The sequence below is a fragment of the Streptomyces sp. DSM 40750 genome, assembly GCF_024612035.1.
Taxonomy (GTDB): Bacteria; Actinomycetota; Actinomycetes; order Streptomycetales; family Streptomycetaceae; genus Streptomyces.
Genome location: NZ_CP102513.1, coordinates 3,768,715 through 3,788,049 on the forward strand (window position 1 = coordinate 3,768,715; position 19,335 = coordinate 3,788,049).

Below are 19,335 nucleotides of genomic sequence, written 5' to 3' on the forward strand. Positions count from 1 at the left end.
GCCATGAGGGCCCCTTCGCGCTCACTCCGCCGTCTCGTGCCGTCCGGCGGGGGGCGACATTACCGCCCGGTATCCATGGTTGTGGAGGGGGCCGGGCGCATCGTGTCCCCACCGTTGCCGGTCAGTGGGCCGGCACCGGGCAGTACCTCGTCGCCGGGCAGCTCCACGCCCGGATCGGGTACGGGGAGCGGCGGCTCCTCCCCTCCGGTCGCCGGACGGGACGGGCTGGGAGAGGAGGAGGGGCGGGGTGAGGTCGAGGCGGACGGTGTGGAGGGCGTGGTGGACGGGCCCGCGCCCGGGCGATCGGACGCCTCCGGCGAGGGTTCGCGTGTGCTGCTCGCTCGCGACGGCTCCGGTCGCGCGGACGACCCGGCGCTCTGGTCCGGCACCACTCGATGCCCCACCAGGAAGTACGCGTACCAGGCCCTGACCGTCCGCAGATAGGCCTCCGAGTGGTTGTAGCCGAGGATCGCCCGATCCAGGTCGGCCGGGTCGGAGAGGTCCCGCCCGCCGACGCACAGATAGCGGCCGGCGGCGAGCGCCGCGTCGAAGACGTTGTTCGGATCGGCCCGTCCGTCGCCGTTGCCGTCAGCGCCCCAGCGGGTCCAGGTCGACGGGATGAACTGCATCGGGCCGACCGCCCGGTCATACGCCGTGTCCCCGTCGTACCGGCCGCCGTCGGTGTCCCGGATGACCGCGAAGGCGCCGCCGTTCAGCCGGGGGCCGAGGATCGGTGTCACGGTCGTGCCGTCCGAGGTCACCCGGCCGCCGCGCGCCTGCCCCGACTCGACCTGGCCGATGGCGGCCAGCAACTGCCATTCCAGCCGACATCCCGGTGCGGTGCCCGCGAGCTCCGACTCGGCGCGCCGGTACGCGGCGAACACGGTCGCGGGCAGTGCACCGCCGGCCGGCCCCGCGGCCGTGTCCTCGTCGGACTTCGCGGTCCGCAGTGGCGGAAGCTGGGTGCGGTACGGGGCGTCGCCGGACACACTCGGCCCGCGCTCGGCGCGCGCCGCGTTCCGCGCCGGCTCCGCGGCCTGTGCCGAGGTCCCCGGCGCCTGCGAGGCGGTCAGCGCGGCCATCGCCGCCGCCGCGATCGCCGTACATCTGGTCCCTCTGAGTGCCCCTCTCGCCGTACCGACCGTCCTGAACAACCTGTGCACCGCCACTTCGCGGCCCCTCCCTGTGCGGATTCCGTCCTCTGCTCTACGCGGGCGGTCGGCACGTCCGTCGCCGGAGGATGAGCAAGAGGAGGAGCAAGCAGGGGAGCAGTGTCGTCCGCCCTGGAGGGTTCGCGACGACCAGTCGGGAGCATGCGCCGGCATCGGTGGCCGACCTGCTTCCCTGGAAGGAATCCGGGGATCCGGGCCGACTCACGCCGGAACAGGGAGGGACCAGGACAGCGTCCCGCCGTCCTCGTGAACCCGCGCCGGGCTCTTGGCCCGCGCCGTGGTCCAGGTCCCGCCGTCGGCGAAGACGAACAGGCGCAGCACCAGGAAACGTCCGATTCCGGTGAGCGCTGCGGCGCCGAGGTAGACGGCCTGCTCCAGCAGGATCCCGGCCGTCGGCTGCACCGCTTGGAGTACGAGCATCGCGGCGCACGTCACCACGTAGGCGACCGAGGCCGACCCTGCGGACTGCACGTGCTCGCGCCATCCGGCATGCCGGCCGGCCCCGAAAGTGAAACGGGCGTGGAGCTCTGTGGCGAGGAGGGTGGAAGCGACGGTGATCAGCGCGTTCGCCACCACCCAGGGAACCAGCCCGGCCAGCAGCGCCACGGACAGGCTGGAGGCGACCCCGACACCGCCGCCGCACAGCACGAACCGGGCAAAGGCGCCGAGCGGACCAGGAACAGCCGGGGGCCGGCACGCGTCGTCCTCGCGTGCCTCCACCTGCTCCGCACGCCGCGCTCTCTTCGTCCGGGCGGCCGTACCGCGTCGCATCGCCTCCGACGCGGCTCTTCCGCTCGATCGGTGTCCCACCATCTGCTCTCTCCGTTTTCGGTGACAGGATCACCGTCGCGGAACTTCGTGAGAAATCTGTGAGCCGGCAATGATCGACGGCTGAGCTTTCTCAACTGTCAACGGGTCGCTGGAGGCCGCACACGAGCACGGTCGCCTCGTAGCGGGCGGGAGAACGTCAAGCCGGCTCAGGGGAGGGCACCCGCGGGGCTGCGCACGCTGCGACGCAGGCGTGCGGCGTCCTGGCTGGGGGGCGCTCCGAACTGGCGGCGGTATTCCCGGCTGAACTGTGACGGGTTGTCATAGCCGACGCGGTGGCCGACTCCGGTGACGTCGCCCGGGTGGGTGGCGAGCAGCAGCCGGGCCTCCTGCAGCCGGATCTGCTTCTGGAACTGGATGGGGCTCATCGCGGTCACCGCCTGGAAGTTGCGGTAGAAGGCGGAGACGCTCATGCCGGACAGCCGCGCCACGTCCTCGACCCGGAAGGGCTGCGCGTAGTGGTCGCGGATCCAGCGCACCGCCCGGGAGACGTGGCTCAGACTGCTGTCGGCCAGGCCGAGCTGGCGAACCGTCGCACCCTGCTCGCCGGTGATCACGCGCCACAGGATCTCGCGCTTGACCAGCGGGGCCAGCACGGCCCGGTCGCGGGGCTCTTCCATCAGGCGCAGAAGTCGGACCACCGCGTCGAGCAACGGGGCCGAAGCGTCGCTGACGGCGATCCCCGACGGCGTGCCTCCACCGGCGCGGGGAGCGTCTCCGGGCCCGGCCTGCAACAGCAACTCGGCGACGGCGGACGGTTCCAGCACGAGACCGAACCCCAACGCCGGCTGCTCGGGGTCGGCCTGGGTGAAGTGTCCGGTGACGGGCAGGTCGACCGACGCCACCAGGTACTGGCCGGCGCCGTACTCGTACACCCTCTCGCCCAGGGCGAGGCGTTTGGCGCCCTGGGCGATGACCGCCAGCACCGTGCCCGACATCGAGGGCGCCGGCGGATCCGACCGGTCGACCTTCGAGATGAGGACGCCGTCGATGGGGGTGGTCCAGTCGGGCCGGGCATGCCGGGCCAGCAGGATGCGGAGTTCCTCGAGGTGCATGCCTCCATTGCAGCACCGCTCGACACCATGGCTCCCGCGGCCGAGAGGATCGTGCAAGGGCGAGCGAGCATCGTTCTAACGTTTTCGCAGGTCACGTCGGTTGAATGGAATCACCTCGGAATCACGTCATCCCATCACCTCGGAAGAAGGCACCCGTGATCGCCAACTACGGCTTCAACGCCACCCTGACCGCCCGGCCCGGATTGGGCGACCGGCTGGTCGATCTGCTGCTGACCGGCCTGGACGAGGGCAGCCCCGGCGCGAGCGAACACTGCGTCGTCTACCTCGTCTCCCGTTCCGCGTCCGACCCCGACGTCGTCCACGTCACCGAGGGCTGGACCAGCGAGGAGGACCACCACCGGATCTTCGCCGGCGAGGCCGCCCAGGCCATCGTGGCGCAGATCGGCGGACTGCTGGCCAGGGAGTCCGAGTACACCGACTACGTGCCGGTCCGCGGCAGGACCGCCTTCTGACCCGCCGATCGATCCCCTGGTCCTTCCCGCCGCCTCGGTCGCTGCCGAGCGTCCCTCTCCTCGCCCGACCGTCCGCCGCCACCACCACCCACGAAAGGCAGCACCATGACCATGGCACGCCCTGCCCTTGACCCCGAACTGCGTAGTCTGCTCGCCGACATGCCCCTCATGTCCCGGCTCGGCCCGGAAGTACTCGCGCAGCTGCGCCGGCTCCCGTCGACGCCCGTCGAGTCCCTCCTCGCCCATCGGCAGGTCGACCGGCGCGAGGTCACCGTGCAGGCCAAGGACGGTGCCCCGATCCCCCTGTCGGTCCTCAGCCCCGCGCACACCGATCGCACCACTGCCGCACCCTGCGTCTACTGGATGCACGGCGGCGGGATGGTCATGGGCGACCGCTTCTCGCAGATCGACATCCCGCTGGAGTGGCTCGACCGGTTCGGCGCGGTCGTGGTCTCCGTGGACTACCGGCTCGCACCGGAGGCCACCGGCACCACCCTGGTCGACGACTGTTACCAGGGACTGCTCTGGGTCGCGGAACACTCCGCCGAACTGGGCATCGACCCGGCCCGGATCGTCGTCGCGGGTGCCAGCGCGGGCGGTGGCCTCGCCGCCGGCGTCACCCTGCTGGCCCGCGACCTCGGCACCCCGGCGATCGCCGCGCAGATGCTGATCTGCCCCATGCTCGACCACCGCAACACCAGCACCTCCAGCCGCCAGTACTCGAACGGACCCGGCGTCTGGACCCGCGAGATGAACGAGTTCGGATGGCGCTCGGTCCTCGGCGACCTCACCGACGACGAGGTGCCCGAGTACGTCTCACCCGCGCTGGCCGACGACCTCTCGTGCCTGCCGACCACCTACATCGACACCGGCTCCGCCGAGGTCTTCCGCGACGAGGACGCCGCCTACGCCACCCGCGTCTGGGCGGCCGGCGGCCAGGCCGAACTCCACGTCTGGGCGGGCGGCTTCCACGGCTTCGACGCGCTGTACCCACAGGCCCACATCTCGGCCACAGCCCGCCGGACCCGCACCGACTGGCTCGCCCGAATCCTGTCCCCGAACTCCGCCGCCTAGCGCCGCCGGCTCACCCACACACCACCCACGCACGACCGCACACCAGGAGGAACACCATGAAGGTCGCCATCGTCACGGGCGCCAGCTCCGGCATCGGGCAGAGCGCCGCGATCGAGATCGCCAAGCGCGGCACCGGAGTCATCCTGACTTACGGCAACAACCCGCGAGGAGGACTGGAGACGGTCGCCGTCATCAAGAAGGAGGGCGGCACGGCTGTCGCACTGCCGCTGAACGTGGGCGAGACCGGCACCTTCGCGGCTTTCCGCGACACGGTGGCCGCCCTGCTTCGCGACACCTGGCAGCGGGACACCTTCGACTACCTGGTCAACAACGCCGGTTTCGCGCAGACGTCGTTGGTCGAGGACACGACCGAGGAGACGTTCGACAGGCTCATGCGGGTCATGCTCAAGGGACCGTACTTCCTGACGCAGAGGCTGCTGCCCCTGATGGCGGACGGCGGGGCCATCGTCAATACGAGCAGCAACTCGACGTCGACGGCGGGTCTGGAGCCCGGCTACTCGGCCTACGCGTCGATGAAGGGCGGCCTGGACGTGCTGACCCGGTACATGGCCAAGGAATTCAGCACGCGGGGCATCCGCGTCAACGCCGTCTCGCCGGGATCGACCCGCACCCGCATCGCCGACGACGCCTTCACCCGGTTCCCCGAGGTCGTCCCGGCCCTCGCCGCGAGGACCGCGCTCGGCCGGGTCGGCGAACCCGACGACATCGGCGCGATGATCGCCACCCTGGTCTCCGACGAGAGCCGCTGGGTCACCGCTCAGAACATCGAAGTATCGGGTGGCTACAACCTCTAGCTGGGATGCTGTTGCTGCTGGAACGGTGGCCGTTGGCCGGCGTCGCTGACCTCCAGTAGGGACGCGGCTTCTTCACCGCGCCCCCTACGGGAACCCACGCCGGCTCAGGTAGTGGTCCCGGTGGTCGCCACGGCGGGCGGACCGCTGCTGCGCCCGGGGCGGGACAGCCGGCGCTGCACGGCTTCGGCCAGCTTGGAGAGGCTGAAGTTGACCAGGATGAAGATGGCTCCGATGACGAAGAACATCTGCAGCGGGTTCTCCAGCGTCTGGACGGCGATCTGGCCCCGGCGCAACAGCTCTTCGTAGCTGATGATGAAGCCCAGCGACGTGTCCTTCAGGACGACCACCAACTGCCCGATGAGCACGGGGAGGGTGATCCGGAAGGCCTGCGGGAGCAGTATCAGCCGCAGGGTGGCGCCCCGGGTGAGGCCGATGGCGTACGCGGCCTCCGCCTGTCCCTTGGGCAGGGCCTGGATGCCGGCGCGGATGACCTCGGCGATGACGACCGAGTTGTAGAGCGTCAGGCCGATGACGAGGAACCACATGGTCGGCAGGTCGATGCCGATCTCCGGCAGGACGCGGGCGGCGAAGAACACGGACAGCACCACGGGGACACCGCGGAAGAGTTCGATGAACCCCACGACCGCCCAGCGGTACCACGCCGCGGCCGTGACCCGGGTGACGGCGAGCACGCTGCCCAGGACGAGGGACAGCACGATGGAGACGGCGGCCGCCTGCAGAGTGGCCGTCAGGCCGCCCCCCAGAAAGTCCCAGACCAGTCCGAACCGCGGGTCGGAGGGGTTGACCAGAGGACTCCATTTGGCCTCGTCGAGCTGCCCCTGCCGGGAGAGCCTGGCGACGACGAGGGCCAGCACGGCGGCCAGCGCCGTCAGCAGGGCGGCGGTGCCCCGGCGGATCCGCCGACGGGTGCGCGGACCCGGGGCGTCGTACAGGACATGGGTCGCGGTCATCGGGCGATCGCCACCTTGCGCTCCAAACGGCTGAGCAGGAATCCGAAGGGAAGGATCAGCAGGAGGTATCCGGCGACGACGCCGGTGAGGGTGGGCAGTGCGGGAAGGCCCCGGGACGAGGTCAGGGTGTCGGCCACGCTGAAGAGTTCGCCGCCGACGCCGAAGGCGCCGACGATCGCCGAGTTCTTGATCATGGCGATCAGGGCGTTGCCCAGCGGCGGGACCATCGATCGCAGGGCCTGCGGCATGACCACCAGCCGCAGGCCCGCGCCGAAGGTCAGGCCGACGGCGCGCGCCGCCTCGACCTGGCCGGCCGGTACCGCGCTGATCCCGCTGCGTACGGCTTCGCAGATGAAGCCGGACGTGTAGCAGATCAGCCCGGCCACCCCGAACCAGAAGTAGCTGCCGTGAAGGCCGACTTCGGGCAGACCGAACGCCATGAAGAACAGCACGACGGTGAGCGGGCAGTTGCGCACGCACTGGACCCACAGGGCGCCCAGGCGTTGTAGCAGCGGCACCGGGGAGACCCGGGCCACGGCGACGGCCACACCGAGGACGAGCGAGCCGATGGCCGCGTAGACGCAGATTTCTATGGTCTTCAGCCAACCGGACCAGAAGAGCCCCGCGTTGTCGACGATCACGTTCATATGTCTGCTCCGAATCGCACAGCTAGGCGCGGGTCACTCGCAGGGGCCGAGTTCGGGAAGCTTCGGGACCTCAGGAGCCGCGTCGCCGACGGAGTCCTTCCAGGCCTTCGCGTAGCTGCCGTCCTTCTCCGCGTCGGTGAGCACGTCGTTGACGAACTCGCAGAACTCGACGTCGCCCTTCTTGATGCCGATGCCGAAGGGCTGGTCGTAGAAGGTCTCACCGACGGTCTTGAACTTGCCCTTGGAGGCCGAGACGAAGCCGAGCAGGATGGCGCTGTCGGTGGTGACGGCGTCGACCTGGCCGGTGCGCAGGGCGTCGGCGCACTTGCTGTAGACATCGAACAGGACCAGCTGCTTGCCCGGGTCCTCGAGGTACTGCTTGATGTTCTCGGAGTCGACGGAGCCGGTGGCCGTACACACCTTGAGGCTCGCGTCCTTGAGCGACTCCGGGCCGGTGATGTCCTTGTTGTCGCTCTTGACCATCAGGGTCGAGCCGGCGTTGTAGTAGGGACCGGCGAAGGTCACCCGCTTGCGGCGCTCGTCGTTGATCGTGTAGGTCGCGGTGATCAGGTCGGCCTTGCCCTGCTCCAGATACTCCTCCCGGACCTTGGACGGGGTCTCGACCCAGGTGATGTCTCCGGGGGCGATGCCGAGTTCGCCTGCGACGATCTTGGCTATCTCCACATCGAAGCCGGCCGGCTTGCCGTCCAGGCCCTTGAGGCCGAAGAGCGGCACATCGAACTTCGTACCGATCGTCATCTTGCCGGCGGCGGACAGCTTGGCCATCGTGGTGCCGGCCGCGAACGTGGGCTTGGCCGTGGACGAGCCGGCGGTGTTCTCCGATCCGCTTCCGCCGCACGCGGAAAGGCCCAGGGCCAGGGCGACGGTCGCTGCCATCGTCGTGAGGGCGTGTCTGTGCTGGGTCATCGTGTTTCCCCTTGGGTGATATGAGGGTGTGGTGGGCAGGGGCCCGGAATCAGTGGCTGAGGATTTTGGACAGGAAGTCCCTGGCGCGTTCGCTCTTCGGCGCCGAGAAGAAGCGGTCCGGCCGCGCCTCCTCGACGATGCGGCCGTCGGCCATGAAGACCACCCGGTCGGCAGCACGGCGCGCGAAGCCCATCTCGTGGGTGACGACGACCATGGTCATGCCCTCGCGGGCCAGGGACGTCATGACGTCGAGGACCTCGTTGACCATCTCCGGGTCCAGGGCCGAGGTGGGCTCGTCGAACAACAGCACCTTGGGATCCATGGCCAGCGCACGGGCGATGGCGACCCGCTGCTGCTGCCCACCTGAGAGCTGGGCGGGGTACTTGTGGGCCTGGGCGGTCACCCCGACGCGCTCCAGCAACTGGAAGGCACGCTGCTCCGCCACGGCCTTCGCCGCCTTGCGGACCTTGACGGGTCCCAGCGTCACGTTCTCCAGCACGGTCTTGTGCGCGAAGAGGTTGAAGGACTGGAAGACCATGCCCACGTCGGCCCGCAGTGCGGCCAACTCCCGGCCCTCACTGGGCAGTTCGCTGCCGTCCAGGGTGATGCTCCCCGACCCGATCGTCTCCAGTCGGTTGATCGTGCGGCACAGCGTCGACTTTCCCGAACCGGAAGGACCGATCACCACGACGACCTCCCCCGTGGCGACGTCCAGATCGACATCGGCCAGGACGTGAAGCGCCCCGAAGTGCTTGTTGACCCCACGGAGGGACAGCAGCGGGGGCCGGCCGTTCCCACCCGCAGGCGCCTCGTCGACATCGACGGCCTGGTGGTTCTCCAAGGAAGACATGAGCTACTACCTAGCTGTGAAGAGGACGGGTCACCAGCAGTGGTGGGACCGGAAGGATTTTGGTCCAACCTGTCGGACCAATGGAAGGTCTGCCGGTTGGCGCTGTCAAGAGTCGCCGCCGATTTGCCCGTGACGCTTGCGTTACGGATCCGGTCAAAGCCAACTGAACTCGAATAAACCTGGCGTCACCTCCTCCCACTGCACCCAGGAAGCAGGCGGCGATTGAGGCTGTTGGCCCTACCGGTCCAGCCAAGCTAGGGACCCAAAACGTTTTGCACAACAGTCGGGCGGATCCGCTTCGCAACAGCCCTGAACAGGCCCCCAACTCAGGGCCGTTCACCCACCCCTCGACCACCCCTCGACCGATCGCCTGGAGATCGCCCTTGACCTCCGGGGAAACCGTATGCAGGATTGGTCCTACCGGTTGGGCCAATCTGTGAGATGTTTCCGGCCCGGAGTATCCGGAGTCCGGGAGCACCGGAGCAGAGGAAAGAGCCGGAGTACCGGAGTAGAGGAAAGAGATCGCCTCAGTGAGTGCTAGAGCAAGCGCGCCCCCACGTTCCCACTTCCCGGCGGCGGAGCAGTTCCTGTACCTGGACGCCGCTCACCAGACACCGCTGTCGGTGCCCGTCCGTACGGCCCTCGACGCCTTCTACGACGAGGCCCTGGAGTCCGCCGGCCCGAAGAAGCGCTGGCTGGCACGGCTGACGGACGTACGTGCGCGGCTGGCGGCCTTCCTGGGAGTGGGCGCCGGCGAGATCGCCTTCACCAAGAACACCTCGGAAGGCCTCAACATCGCCGCCCACGGCCTCCGCGTGGAGCCGGGTGACAACGTGCTGCTCCTCGAGGACGAACACCCCAACGTCGCGTACGCCTGGCTCAGCCGGCGACCGGACAGGCTCGAGGTGCGGATGGTCCCGCAGGACAGGCGGAAGAAGTGGGCCGACGCCGACACCTTCGCCGCGTATGTCGACGACCGGACCCGTGCGATCGCCCTCTCGCATGTGATGTTCCACAACGGTCAGCGCAACGATGTGGCGGGCATCGCCCGACTGGCTCGCGCACACGGGGCCGAGGTGGTGGTCGACGCCATGCAGTCCGTCGGTGTCCTCGACGTCGACGCCCGCGCGCTGGGGGTCTCGGCGCTCGCCGCCGGCTGCCACAAGGGCCTGCTGGTGCCCCAGGGGCTCGGTCTGCTCTGCACTCCGTACGGGGCGAAGGGGCTGCGACCGACCTACATGGCGCTGGCCGGTGTCGCCGACCCCGACGAGCACGTCGTCGTCGGAGCGGGACGTGTGGAGCCACGCGGCGACGCCCGGCGTTTCGAGATCGGCAACTTCAACCTCCCGGCGATCCACGGGCTCGCCGCCGCGCTGGACCTCATCGAAGGGCTGGGCGTCCGGGACGTCGAGCGACACGTACTGGATCTGGGCGACCATCTCATCGCGCATCTGGACGACCTCGGCATCGCCCTGGTGGGACCGCGGGAGCGCGCACACCGCTCGCACATCCACGTCCTGGACCTGCCCGCGTCACGGTGGGCGGATTTCCTCGCCGCCGAGGGCGTCCGGCTCTCCCCCGTACGCGACGGCATCCGGGTCTCCTTCGGCCTGTACAACAACGCCGACGACGTCGACCGGTTGGCCGCCCTCCTGCGCCGTGGACTGCGGACCCTTCCGCACCGCGGTGCCGCCTGACGCACCCACCCCCTGACCCGAACCACCTGGAGCGATCCCGTGACCGCCCGCTCGAAGACGGCGAGAATCCGGTGCGTCCCGTGGCCCCGGCCGACCGGTGAGACCGGCCGGGTCCGGGAGCCTTCCCTATCCCTGGCCCAGCTCCTGCAACACCGGATAGTCGTGATAGTGCCGGCTCGTCGCCTCGTACACCGCGACCACGTCCTTGTCGCGGATCGCCTTGACCAGCGCCCTGTGCACATCCAGCGAATACGCGCCGATCGCCGGGGTGTACCGGGTATGCAGCAGCCATTCGTGGCTCTGGTGCTTGGTGGTCAGCTCCTTGACCAGGGTGACCAGCAGCGGCGTACGCGATGCTGCGGCGACCGCCCGGTGCAGGTCCATCGTGGTGCGCAGATAGCTCTCGTAGTCGTCCTGCTCCAGATGCTCTTCCATCTCCGCCACGAGAGCATCCATCTTGAGCAGGTCCGACCGGGTCGCCCTGCGAATCGCCGTCAGGGCACTCGCGAGCTCCAGCGCCTCGCGTGCCTGCAGCAGCTCGGTGATGTTCAGCGCGGCGACGAGCCCGGCGTCGTTCTCGTCACGGGCCGGGCCTTCCGGCTGCGCGATATAGCTGCCGTCCCCGAGCCGGGTCTCGACATGGCCGCTGAGCTGGAGCACGGCGAGCGCCTCACGAATCGCATTCCGGCTCACGCCGTACTCACTCGCCAGATCCCGCTCCGAGGGCAGTCGCCGGCCGACCGGCAGTTCTCCCTCCCGGATCCTCGCCAGCAACGCCTCCGCGACGAGCTCCGGCTTGCGCCGACGACCCTGGGACTGCTGTGACGCCATGGACTCCTCGCACCCTGCCATCGGTAGGACCAACTGGTAGGACCAGCTTTCCACGTCCTCCCACCATGGTCAACAGGCAGCCCGGGGCCCTGCCTCGCGGAACGCCCGTCTCATGGCATCCCGATCCCGATACCGTCGGCCTCAGGACAGCCTCGCTACACCGCCCTCTGGGTTCTGTGCCCGAGAGTGTGGTCCTCCCCGGGCATGGACGCGGTGGACCAACTCACCGCTGTGCTGGCCGACATGGTCCGGGTCCAGGGCGCCCACCATCCGCGTACCCGTGAGACCGAGCTGCTGCTGGCCGACTGGTCCCGGGAACGGACCGCCACTCTCTAGAACGACACCAGCGTCAGCGCAAGGTCCGCAAGGGAGAGGTACTACGGTTCGCCGGCTCCCCCCTTCACTCGGCCCGTAAGGCCACTCAGAGGGTCGGAAAGAGCAGAGCGAAGAAGAGCCACAGCAACACGGCCCAGAAGACCGCCGCCGCCAGCGACACGAGCAGGGAGCTGCGCCACTTCAGTACCAGGAACGGGAAGAGCACCAGGGCTGCCCAGTGGCCGGCCACGTCGATCGACCCGCGTGCGGCCTCGCTCAGGGTGGCAACGTGTCCCGCGGCGATACGGCGAAGCAGCCGCTGGGCGACGAAACCGTACAAGCCGAAGACGATGGGGAAGAACCACAGCGGTGTGATCGTGACCAGTTCGGACTCCGAGAACTCATCGAAATTGACCAGGTAGATGAGCCCGGCCCCCAGGATGCCGCCGAGCAGCGCGGTCAGGTAGACGGCGGTGAGCACGATGGGCTCGACGGCTCCGGCCGGCACGGCGACGGGCGAGGCGTAGGGAAGGTCGGGGGTCGGGACTCGGACCGCCTGATGGCAATGGGGGCAGCGGACGTCCTGCCCGGCACGACCGGCCGGAGCCGAGATCAAGTGCCCGCACGAGGCATGGAAGTCCACCTGCTGACCTGGGTTCATGCGCTGCCCCTTCCTTTGCCGCCCCGGCGCCGCTCGATGCCGGTCACACGTCGGCGGTCCGCATCAGTTCCGACCCGAGCTGGGACGCCGCCCGCGAGCATCCGGTTGCAGAGGAACCTGGGCGCGAAGTGCTGCCGCGGTCTCCCCCGAACCCGGCGGCGCGCACGTCGGCCCAGGTCGGACGCCGGGCAGCGGATCCCCGCTCCGGCCCGGTCCGGGAGTCCGGGAGGCGCTGATCGGAGGTAGGAGCGGACGTGGGCCGACGCGCGCAGGCTCCGCCGTGCAGCGGATCCGCCCGGTCTCTTACCCCGAAGTGGGCCCCGATCCACAAGAGTTCGGGGTGTGCGGCGTGGCAGCCGCGACGGATCAGCGAGGTATCCGAGCAGTGTCCCCACAGCGCGGCTCTGACGCCGCACGGTCTCCCGGACACGGCTCCCGCGAGCTACGGCATCTGGTATCCGAATGGCGGTCGCCTACAATTAACTGTCCATGGAAGATAATTCTTCGGAAGACGAGTGATGGCTGACGCTGATCTGAAGCTGCTGTACCGGGAGCTGGTCTCGCTGGAGATCGAGCTGTGGGACGGCATCGAGGGGCGGTTGCGGGCCGAGTACGACCTGCCGCTGACCTCGTTCGAGGTGCTGCACCTGCTGCTGCGGCGGCCCGGGCGACGGATCCAGGACATCGCGGAGGAGTTCTCGATCACGGTCGGTGGCACGAGCAAGGTGGTCGATCGTCTGGAGACGGCGGGCCTGTGCGGGCGGCGGGCCAACCCGAACGATCGCCGTTCCTCGATCGTCGAGCTGACGCCCGAGGGGCGGAAGCTGGTGGACGGGGCGCTGAAGGTCTTCGAGGAAGAACTGGAACTGCGTATCGGGTCGGTGATTCCCGAGCAGTCCGTACGTGAGGTGACGGCGGTCCTCAGCACGCTGCGGGCAGCCGGACGCGCCCTGGACGCGAAGCGGAAGGCCGCCGCGCAGACGCCGGCGCCGGCTGTGCGGGCGCCGAAGCAGCGCTGCCGACCGGCATCGTGAGCGGCGACGGCTCGCGGTGCCCATGGGCTGATGGACCGGGGCCGGAGGAACACGGTCCCCGGCCCGTCAGCCCACGATTCAGTCCGGCCGCGATGCCGGCGAAGGCGATGACGTGGGTGCCCGAGGCCGAACTCGGCCTCGGGCACAGCAGTTTCTAGCCCCAGAAGGCGTCTTCGGTGGCCGGGTCGGCGGAGAAGAGCCACATCTCCTTGATCTTGCCGTTCTCGATGCGCAGGACATCGACGCCGTCCATGCTCATCGACACGTCGCCGCGGCGGCCGGTGAAGTGGATGGTGGCGGCGACCAGGTCGCCGTTACCCATGAGGGTGTGGATCTTGTCGATGGCGAAGGTGCCCTGGCTGGTCTCCATCATGCTGCCGAGCATCTGGAAGACGGCGGCCTGACCCTTGTGCTCGCCGGAGAACTGGTTGGCGCCGGGCTGGTGCCAGACGAGGTCGGCGTCGAGGAGTTCGCCGAGAGCAGCCATGTCTCCGGTCTGGACGGCCTGGAAGTAGGTGCGGGCGATGTCGAGGTTCGCGCTGGTCATGTCGTTTGCTCCTTGGGGTTCTTGGGCGGGGTTGGGTGACTGTCGGGCGAAGTCGAGGCGGTCGGCCAGGCCCGCTTCGGTGAACGCGGCCTCGATCTCGTTTCGGCCTTCCTTGAAGTGGGCCCAGCTGTCGAAATGGGCGGGGACGACCCGGCGGGCGCCGAGTATCCGCGCGGCCTGGGCGCCCTGGGCGCTGTCGAGGGTGAGCAGGGCGTTGTCGAAGGCGAAGGCCATGCGGGCGCCGCCCAGGAAGAGGACCGCGGTGTCGACGGGAGCGAACTTCTCGGCGATCTCCCTGACGTGCTCCAGGGCGGCGTTGTCGCCGCTGACGTAGACGGAGGGCAGGTCGTCGGAGGTGAGCATGAAGCCGACGACGTCGCCGGTGACCGGTTCACAGCCGACGGGGCCGTGCCGGGCGGGTACGCCCGTGACGGTCACGGTGCCGCCGTCGGGGCGCCCGAGCTCGGCGCTCTCCCAGAAGGCCAACCCCTGTGCGTTGCCGCCCAGACGACCGGCGCCGCTGGCAGTGGTGAACACGACCGGAACCTCGGGCAGGAAGGCGCGGCCGGCGTTGTCGAGGTTGTCGTCGTGCGTGTCGTGGGAGAGCAGGACGGCGTCGATGCCGCCCAGGTCGACGGCGGTGACGGGCGACGGGTCGGTCTTGACGAGCTTGTGGTCGCCGGGGAGAGGCATGGGGTACTCGCCGGGCGGGTCGAACGTGGGGTCGGTGACGAACCTGAGCCCGCCGTACTCGATCAGGGTGGTCGGGCCGCCGTAGACGCGGACGGGGATCGTTTCGCTGGTGGCGCTGGCGCCGGACATCGGGTGCCTTCGGGTCGGGGAACGGTGAGGACGCGGGCCCTGCGGTCGGCTCCGGCAGGGCACCGGATCGGCCGCCCGCCCAGCAAACCATTTAGATTCCATGGAATCAACTTCCAGGGATTATTGTTCCATGTGATGCACGTTTGATGTCCAGTCGCCTCGCTCAGCGAACGGCACAGGAACGAGGCCGACCACCCCGGCGCGGCGGCCGACAGCGGAGAGGAAGCCCGTCATGGAACCGGTCGAGATCACGGCAGAGGCTGGCCGGCTCGGCGTGAGCGCGTCGCACCGGCGGGACGATGAGGACGGTCAGGGACGCCCGGCGGCGCACGGTCAGCGGAGGACAACCCAGGCGATCAGCACGTAGGCCCACACATCGGTTTGCCGCCAGTAGCCCTGCGAGTTCGGCCAGTCGCGCAGCACGGCGCCCATGATGCCGACCGACACCACCGCGTAGACGATGTCCGCCACCTGCGGGACAACCTTACGAACCGCCGGGCTCCACATGCGCTGCGCGAACTTCGCCCGAGCGTAGGCCCCAAGCGAATCGCCTCCACCCGGCTACACCCCACGTTGTACACCGGCAACCACCCTGGTTGCAGGCGCAGTTCAACCCTTGGTTGGCCGAGAAGCAAACGCCCTTCCAGCTAACTTTCAGTGCACCCGGGCAACAGCGCCCGGGAAAGCCCCATCGGCAGACGCACAGGCCCTCGGGCCGCTGTCCTGTCGTCCACGCAGCTGGGCCGTTCCCACTCACACCATCGACATCCAGGAGGACTGCCATGCTCAATGGCATCACGCTCAAGGGCGTTCGGCGCAATCTGGCGATCGTAGCCGCGGCCGCCGGACTCATCATCTCCTTCGCAGGCTCAGCCCACGCGGCCGGAGGGTACGACCTGACCAGGACCACGGGGGACATCGGAGGCGCCTGGGCGCACGGCAGCTGGTGGCAGAGCTCGGACGGTCGTTACCACCTCAACGGCGAACTGAAGGACACCGGGGACAACGACGGCAAGGGTGCCGCATTCAAGATCAAGGCGGTGTATGCCGATGGCGGAGTGCGCTACGAAGAGGTGTGGAACACCCGCGGCTTCGGCAAGATCGAGCCGATAGGCGAGTACAACTTCGCCTCCAGCCTGCGTTATTGGGAACTCCAGGAATGCATACTGGTCCGGGCCGGCGACGGCAGCATCCATGTCGGATACTGCGCGCCTGGCATTTTCACCCAGTATGTCTAGTTCCGTCGGCGCGACGTTCGACATCGGTTAGTCCGGACCTTCGTGACGGTCCCGCCGGTCCCGCCGGTTTCGCCGGCGGGCCGTCACAGGTGTCCTGACCGACCTACGCGTCGAAGGCTTCGACGAGATGGCCGCTCCCCCCGTCCGACGACCAGCTGGGCGCCGGTGATCGCGCGTCGGCGAACCTGGGTGGACTTGACGGCCTTGAACACCATCGCGAGTGCCGCGGCCGGGCTGCCGGCGCCGCGGGTGATCTCGGTCCGCAGACATGGCAGTTCCAAGACCTCAGGTGTTGTCCGCGCCCCGGGCTGCGGGGCTGCGGGAGATCAGTCCGGTCTCGTACGCGAAGACCACCGCTTGTGCCCGGCTGTTCAGCGTGAGCTTGCTCATGCAGCGGTGGACGTGTGTCTTGATGGTCGCCGTGCTGAGCACGAGTCGCTGGGCGATGTCGGAGTTGGACATGCCCGCCCCGACCAGCCCGAGGACTTCTAACTCCCTGGGAGTCAGCGCGTCCAGCCCGAAGTGCGGCTCGGGGTCGGCCGGGCGGAGGGTGTAGGTCTCGATGAGCCCCTTGATCACTGAGGCGCTGAACAGCATGTCGCCGGCGTGCACGGTGTCGATGGCGGCGAGCAGCCGGTCCGGCGGGGTGTCCTTGAGCAGGAAGCCGCAGGCGCCGACCTTCAGCGCGCCGTAGACGTACTCGTCGAGGTCGAAGGTGGTCAGGACGAGGATCTTGGGAAGCGGGGGCGCGGCCTGGGCAAGGATGCGCTCGGTGGCGGTGATCCCGCTGATGCCCGGCATCCGAATGTCCATCAGGATGACGTCGGGTCTGGTCGCCGCTGCCAGCTCGATCGCCTCCTCGCCGTCCTGCGCCTCGCCGATGACCTCGATTCCCGGTGCGGCCCGCAGGAGTGCGACGAGTCCCGAGCGGATGAGGAACTGGTCGTCTACGACGAGCACTGTGGGCATGCGTGGTTTACGCCTTCCTCGCGGCTGCCCGGCGGGGAGCCGAGACGCTTGTTCACCTGTCGCGGGCCACGGGGACGGTCAGTGCGACTTCGAACCCGCCCTGCGGGCCGGGACCGGCGGTCACCGTCCCGCCGTAGATACCGGCCCGCTCACGCATGCCGATCAAACCATGGGCAGCGGGCCCCACGGTAGCGTCGGCCAGAACTGGCGCCTGTCCGTCGTCGGTTACGCGGACGCGGACCGCGGCCTCGTCGTAGTGCACCGTGACGCTCGCGTTCGCCGCCGGCGCGTGCTTCATGACGTTGGTGAGAGCTTCCTGGATGACCCGGTAGACGCACAGGTCGACGCCCGGCGGCAGCGCGAACGGGGCGCCCGTGATCCGGACGTCGACGGGGACGCCCGCGGCTGTGACACGCCGGGCCAACTGCTCCAGCCGCCCGAGTCCTGGGGTCGCGGTGGGATCGCCCGTACCCTCCTGGGCGCGCTCGGTCCCTTCCCTGAGCACGACCAGCATGCGGCGCATCTCCGCCATGGCCTCGTGGGCGCTGCCCGCGATGGTGCCCAGTGCCTCGCGGGCCGTCTTCGGATCGGAGGTGAAGACGTATCCGGCCAGGCCCGTCTGCACAGAGATCGCAGACACGTGGTGGGCGACCACGTCGTGCAGTTCACGGGCTATGCTCATGCGCTCGTCCATGACGGCCCGTCGGGCCTTCTCCTCCTGTTCCAGGCGCAGTTGCTCGGTGAGCACCGCGAGGCGCTCGCCGCGCTCCGCGAGCCTGCGGGACCGGTCGCCTGTCACCCACAGGACGGCGACCGTCACGGTCACGAAGACCACGCTTTGCGGGCCGATCCCGGGCTCGGCGAGCCGCGTTCCCCACAGCAGCACGAGCAGCGACCCCGCGGCGCACTTGGCCACGACCCTGCGCGGACACGACGCCGCGACGGTGTAGAACGCCAGGCCCAGTCCGCAGACAACGACCACGTGGTAGTAGGCCAGGGTCATGTAGCACAGCGTGCAGGCCGCCGTGCTGACGAGCACGGTCAGGGGAGCCCGGCGGCGCACGGCCAGCGGAAGATAGACCAGGGCGATCAGCACGTAGGCCCATACATCGGTTTGCCGCCAGTAGCCGTGCGAGTTCGGCCAGTTGTGCAGCATGGTGCCCATGATGCCGACCGACACCACCGCGTAGACGATGTCCGCCACCTGCGGGACAACCTTACGAACCGCCGGGCTCCACATGCGCTGCGCGAACATCGTCCGAGCGTAGGCCCCAAGCGATCGCTCCACCCCGCTTTCCACCCCAGCTACACCCCAGGTGGTACACCGCCAACCACCCTGGTTGCAGGCGTGGTTCACCCATGGTTGAGCGAGAAGCAAGGGTTTTTCCAGCTGGCTTTCCTCGCGGCCTCAACACGGCCTCCATGAGGCCCGCCCGGGTGGGGCGCAGGTACGGGACGCTCATCGCGCCGGCTCGGAAGGGGGCTCGAACTCGTTCGCAGCGGAGTGCCCTTCCTCCGCGCCAGGGCTTCGACCCGTCACTGACTTCGGCCGGTCGGGGTGACTGCTCTGGAGCTGAGGCCGATCTGGATGCGTCGCTGCTGGCGGAGCTCGCCGAGGACCCGGACGAGATGGTTCGGATGCGCGCCCAGGCGCACCCGCTGCCCCGCACCTGGGCACAGCGCGATGTCATCGATCGCGTGACCGGCCGTCACGCCGTGGACTGCACTTGCCCGATAGGCGAGGTGTTCGTCGAGCCGGACGCGAACTGGTATCGGGCGTGTGCGGTGTCCGAGCACCCTGTCCTCCGCCGGGTCGCCGCAAGCCACCGCGCGTTGCCCGAGGAACTGGTGAAACGGCTGGCCGAAGACCCTGATCCCGAGGTACGTCATCGGCTTGCCTGTCATCACTGGCTGGCGCCGCCCGAGGTCGTCCTCGCCACCTTCCTCGCTCGGCCCCGACAGCGCCGGCACCTGCTGACCCTGCCCCAACTGCCCCGCACCGGCCTGCACCACCTGCTCGGCCACGACGATCCGGACGTCCGTGCGCTCGCGGCTGCCGACCCGAGCCTGGAACAGGCGCCCGTACAGCTGCTTACGGATCCCGATGAGCGCGTACGTCGGGCGGCTGCCGCCGGCCCGCTCATGTTCGAGGACACGCTCGCGGTGCTCCTGTATGACGCCGCGACGGCGGAAGGCGCGGCGGCCAACCAGAACTTGCCCGCACCCCGCCTCCATGACCTGCTGGACCTGGTGGGTGTGCCAGGCGGAACGCAAGTCAGCCGCCGTCCGTTGCGGTGAACCGGGCTCTGAGGGGATCTCCCTCCGGCGGAAGAGCATCCACGTGCAGCGCGGCGTCCCGCCACTACGCACGGCACAAGGGCGAACCACCGGCCGCGCGCCCGCCCGCGA

Annotated in this window: 21 protein-coding genes and 1 pseudogene; 8 read left to right on the top strand and 14 right to left on the bottom strand. The window is 69.1% G+C overall.

Annotated features, from left to right (window positions below; genetic code table 11):
• Positions 1-59: 59 nt before the first annotated feature.
• The 3 genes from JIX55_RS16865 to JIX55_RS16875 form a co-directional block, all read right to left on the bottom strand.
• The gene (locus JIX55_RS16865) at positions 60-1,082 is read right to left on the bottom strand and encodes a lytic transglycosylase domain-containing protein (protein ID WP_257564150.1); all 1,023 of its coding nucleotides are present in this window, start codon (positions 1,080-1,082) and stop codon (positions 60-62) included.
• Between the two features lie 291 nt (positions 1,083-1,373).
• Positions 1,374-1,985: a GtrA family protein gene (locus JIX55_RS16870; RefSeq protein WP_257564151.1), complete on the bottom strand. Its 612-nt coding sequence runs from the start codon at positions 1,983-1,985 to the stop codon at positions 1,374-1,376.
• Positions 1,986-2,149: 164 nt separating this feature from the next.
• Positions 2,150-3,055 (bottom strand): AraC family transcriptional regulator, encoded by a 906-nt coding sequence (locus tag JIX55_RS16875; protein ID WP_257564152.1) that lies wholly within the window; start codon positions 3,053-3,055, stop codon positions 2,150-2,152.
• A 155-nt stretch (positions 3,056-3,210) separates the two neighbouring features.
• On the opposite strand from JIX55_RS16875, the gene JIX55_RS16880 reads away from it, so the two are divergent.
• The 3 genes from JIX55_RS16880 to JIX55_RS16890 all read left to right on the top strand — a co-directional run bounded on the left by JIX55_RS16880 (position 3,211) and on the right by JIX55_RS16890 (position 5,417).
• Complete coding sequence (locus tag JIX55_RS16880) at positions 3,211-3,528, top strand: putative quinol monooxygenase (RefSeq protein ID WP_257564153.1); 318 nt, start codon at positions 3,211-3,213, stop codon at positions 3,526-3,528.
• Between the two features lie 105 nt (positions 3,529-3,633).
• Complete coding sequence (locus JIX55_RS16885) at positions 3,634-4,602, top strand: alpha/beta hydrolase (RefSeq protein WP_257564154.1); 969 nt, start codon at positions 3,634-3,636, stop codon at positions 4,600-4,602.
• A gap of 56 nt (positions 4,603-4,658) precedes the next feature.
• Positions 4,659-5,417, top strand: coding sequence for an SDR family NAD(P)-dependent oxidoreductase (locus tag JIX55_RS16890; RefSeq protein ID WP_257564155.1), 759 nt, complete (start codon positions 4,659-4,661; stop codon positions 5,415-5,417).
• A 104-nt stretch (positions 5,418-5,521) separates the two neighbouring features.
• On the opposite strand, the gene JIX55_RS16895 is transcribed toward JIX55_RS16890, so the two are convergent.
• From JIX55_RS16895 to JIX55_RS16910, 4 genes are read right to left on the bottom strand one after another with little or no spacing between them, the layout of a single operon-like run.
• Positions 5,522-6,388 carry an amino acid ABC transporter permease gene (locus JIX55_RS16895; RefSeq protein ID WP_257564156.1) on the bottom strand — a complete coding sequence of 289 codons (867 nt, stop codon included), beginning with the start codon at positions 6,386-6,388 and terminating at the stop codon, positions 5,522-5,524.
• A complete protein-coding gene (locus JIX55_RS16900; RefSeq protein ID WP_257564157.1) occupies positions 6,385-7,035 on the bottom strand; it encodes an amino acid ABC transporter permease in 651 nt (216 codons plus the stop codon). The genes JIX55_RS16895 and JIX55_RS16900 overlap by 4 nt, the downstream gene beginning before the upstream one ends.
• Positions 7,036-7,068: 33 nt before the next feature.
• On the bottom strand, positions 7,069-7,962 hold the full coding sequence (locus JIX55_RS16905; RefSeq protein ID WP_257564158.1) for a glutamate ABC transporter substrate-binding protein: 894 nt from the start codon (positions 7,960-7,962) through the stop codon (positions 7,069-7,071).
• A 49-nt stretch (positions 7,963-8,011) separates the two neighbouring features.
• The gene (locus tag JIX55_RS16910) at positions 8,012-8,812 is read right to left on the bottom strand and encodes an amino acid ABC transporter ATP-binding protein (protein ID WP_443046430.1); all 801 of its coding nucleotides are present in this window, start codon (positions 8,810-8,812) and stop codon (positions 8,012-8,014) included.
• A 530-nt stretch (positions 8,813-9,342) separates the two neighbouring features.
• Here JIX55_RS16910 and JIX55_RS16915 point away from each other — a divergent pair.
• On the top strand, positions 9,343-10,509 hold the full coding sequence (locus JIX55_RS16915) for an aminotransferase class V-fold PLP-dependent enzyme (RefSeq protein ID WP_257564159.1): 1,167 nt from the start codon (positions 9,343-9,345) through the stop codon (positions 10,507-10,509).
• Positions 10,510-10,635: 126 nt separating this feature from the next.
• Here JIX55_RS16915 and JIX55_RS16920 read toward each other — a convergent pair whose 3' ends face one another.
• Positions 10,636-11,340, bottom strand: coding sequence for a FadR/GntR family transcriptional regulator (locus tag JIX55_RS16920; RefSeq protein WP_257564160.1), 705 nt, complete (start codon positions 11,338-11,340; stop codon positions 10,636-10,638).
• A 204-nt stretch (positions 11,341-11,544) separates the two neighbouring features.
• Between JIX55_RS16920 and JIX55_RS16925 the strand changes: the two genes are divergently transcribed.
• Complete coding sequence (locus JIX55_RS16925) at positions 11,545-11,676, top strand: hypothetical protein (RefSeq protein ID WP_257564161.1); 132 nt, start codon at positions 11,545-11,547, stop codon at positions 11,674-11,676.
• Positions 11,677-11,761: 85 nt separating this feature from the next.
• On the opposite strand, the gene JIX55_RS16930 is transcribed toward JIX55_RS16925, so the two are convergent.
• Positions 11,762-12,316, bottom strand: a complete 555-nt coding sequence (locus JIX55_RS16930; protein ID WP_257564162.1) for a hypothetical protein — start codon at positions 12,314-12,316, stop codon at positions 11,762-11,764.
• 518 nt (positions 12,317-12,834) lie between these two features.
• Here JIX55_RS16930 and JIX55_RS16935 point away from each other — a divergent pair.
• On the top strand, positions 12,835-13,350 hold the full coding sequence (locus JIX55_RS16935; protein ID WP_257564163.1) for a MarR family winged helix-turn-helix transcriptional regulator: 516 nt from the start codon (positions 12,835-12,837) through the stop codon (positions 13,348-13,350).
• Between the two features lie 154 nt (positions 13,351-13,504).
• Here the strand turns inward: JIX55_RS16935 and JIX55_RS16940 are convergent, their stop codons facing one another.
• The 3 genes and pseudogenes from JIX55_RS16940 to JIX55_RS16950 form a co-directional block, all read right to left on the bottom strand.
• Positions 13,505-13,897: a nuclear transport factor 2 family protein gene (locus JIX55_RS16940; RefSeq protein ID WP_257569356.1), complete on the bottom strand. Its 393-nt coding sequence runs from the start codon at positions 13,895-13,897 to the stop codon at positions 13,505-13,507.
• Positions 13,898-13,939: 42 nt separating this feature from the next.
• A pseudogene (locus tag JIX55_RS16945) lies at positions 13,940-14,719 on the bottom strand (MBL fold metallo-hydrolase); the annotation flags it as partial.
• A 333-nt stretch (positions 14,720-15,052) separates the two neighbouring features.
• Positions 15,053-15,190 carry a hypothetical protein gene (locus tag JIX55_RS16950; RefSeq protein WP_257564164.1) on the bottom strand — a complete coding sequence of 46 codons (138 nt, stop codon included), beginning with the start codon at positions 15,188-15,190 and terminating at the stop codon, positions 15,053-15,055.
• A gap of 311 nt (positions 15,191-15,501) precedes the next feature.
• Between JIX55_RS16950 and JIX55_RS16955 the strand changes: the two genes are divergently transcribed.
• Positions 15,502-15,957, top strand: coding sequence for a hypothetical protein (locus JIX55_RS16955; RefSeq protein ID WP_257564165.1), 456 nt, complete (start codon positions 15,502-15,504; stop codon positions 15,955-15,957).
• A 285-nt stretch (positions 15,958-16,242) separates the two neighbouring features.
• On the opposite strand, the gene JIX55_RS16960 is transcribed toward JIX55_RS16955, so the two are convergent.
• Positions 16,243-16,926, bottom strand: a complete 684-nt coding sequence (locus JIX55_RS16960) for a response regulator (RefSeq protein ID WP_257564166.1) — start codon at positions 16,924-16,926, stop codon at positions 16,243-16,245.
• Between the two features lie 52 nt (positions 16,927-16,978).
• Complete coding sequence (locus tag JIX55_RS16965; protein WP_257564167.1) at positions 16,979-18,181, bottom strand: sensor histidine kinase; 1,203 nt, start codon at positions 18,179-18,181, stop codon at positions 16,979-16,981.
• Positions 18,182-18,564: 383 nt separating this feature from the next.
• On the opposite strand from JIX55_RS16965, the gene JIX55_RS16970 reads away from it, so the two are divergent.
• Positions 18,565-19,224, top strand: coding sequence for a HEAT repeat domain-containing protein (locus JIX55_RS16970; RefSeq protein WP_257564168.1), 660 nt, complete (start codon positions 18,565-18,567; stop codon positions 19,222-19,224).
• The last annotated feature ends 111 nt before the right edge of the window (positions 19,225-19,335 follow it).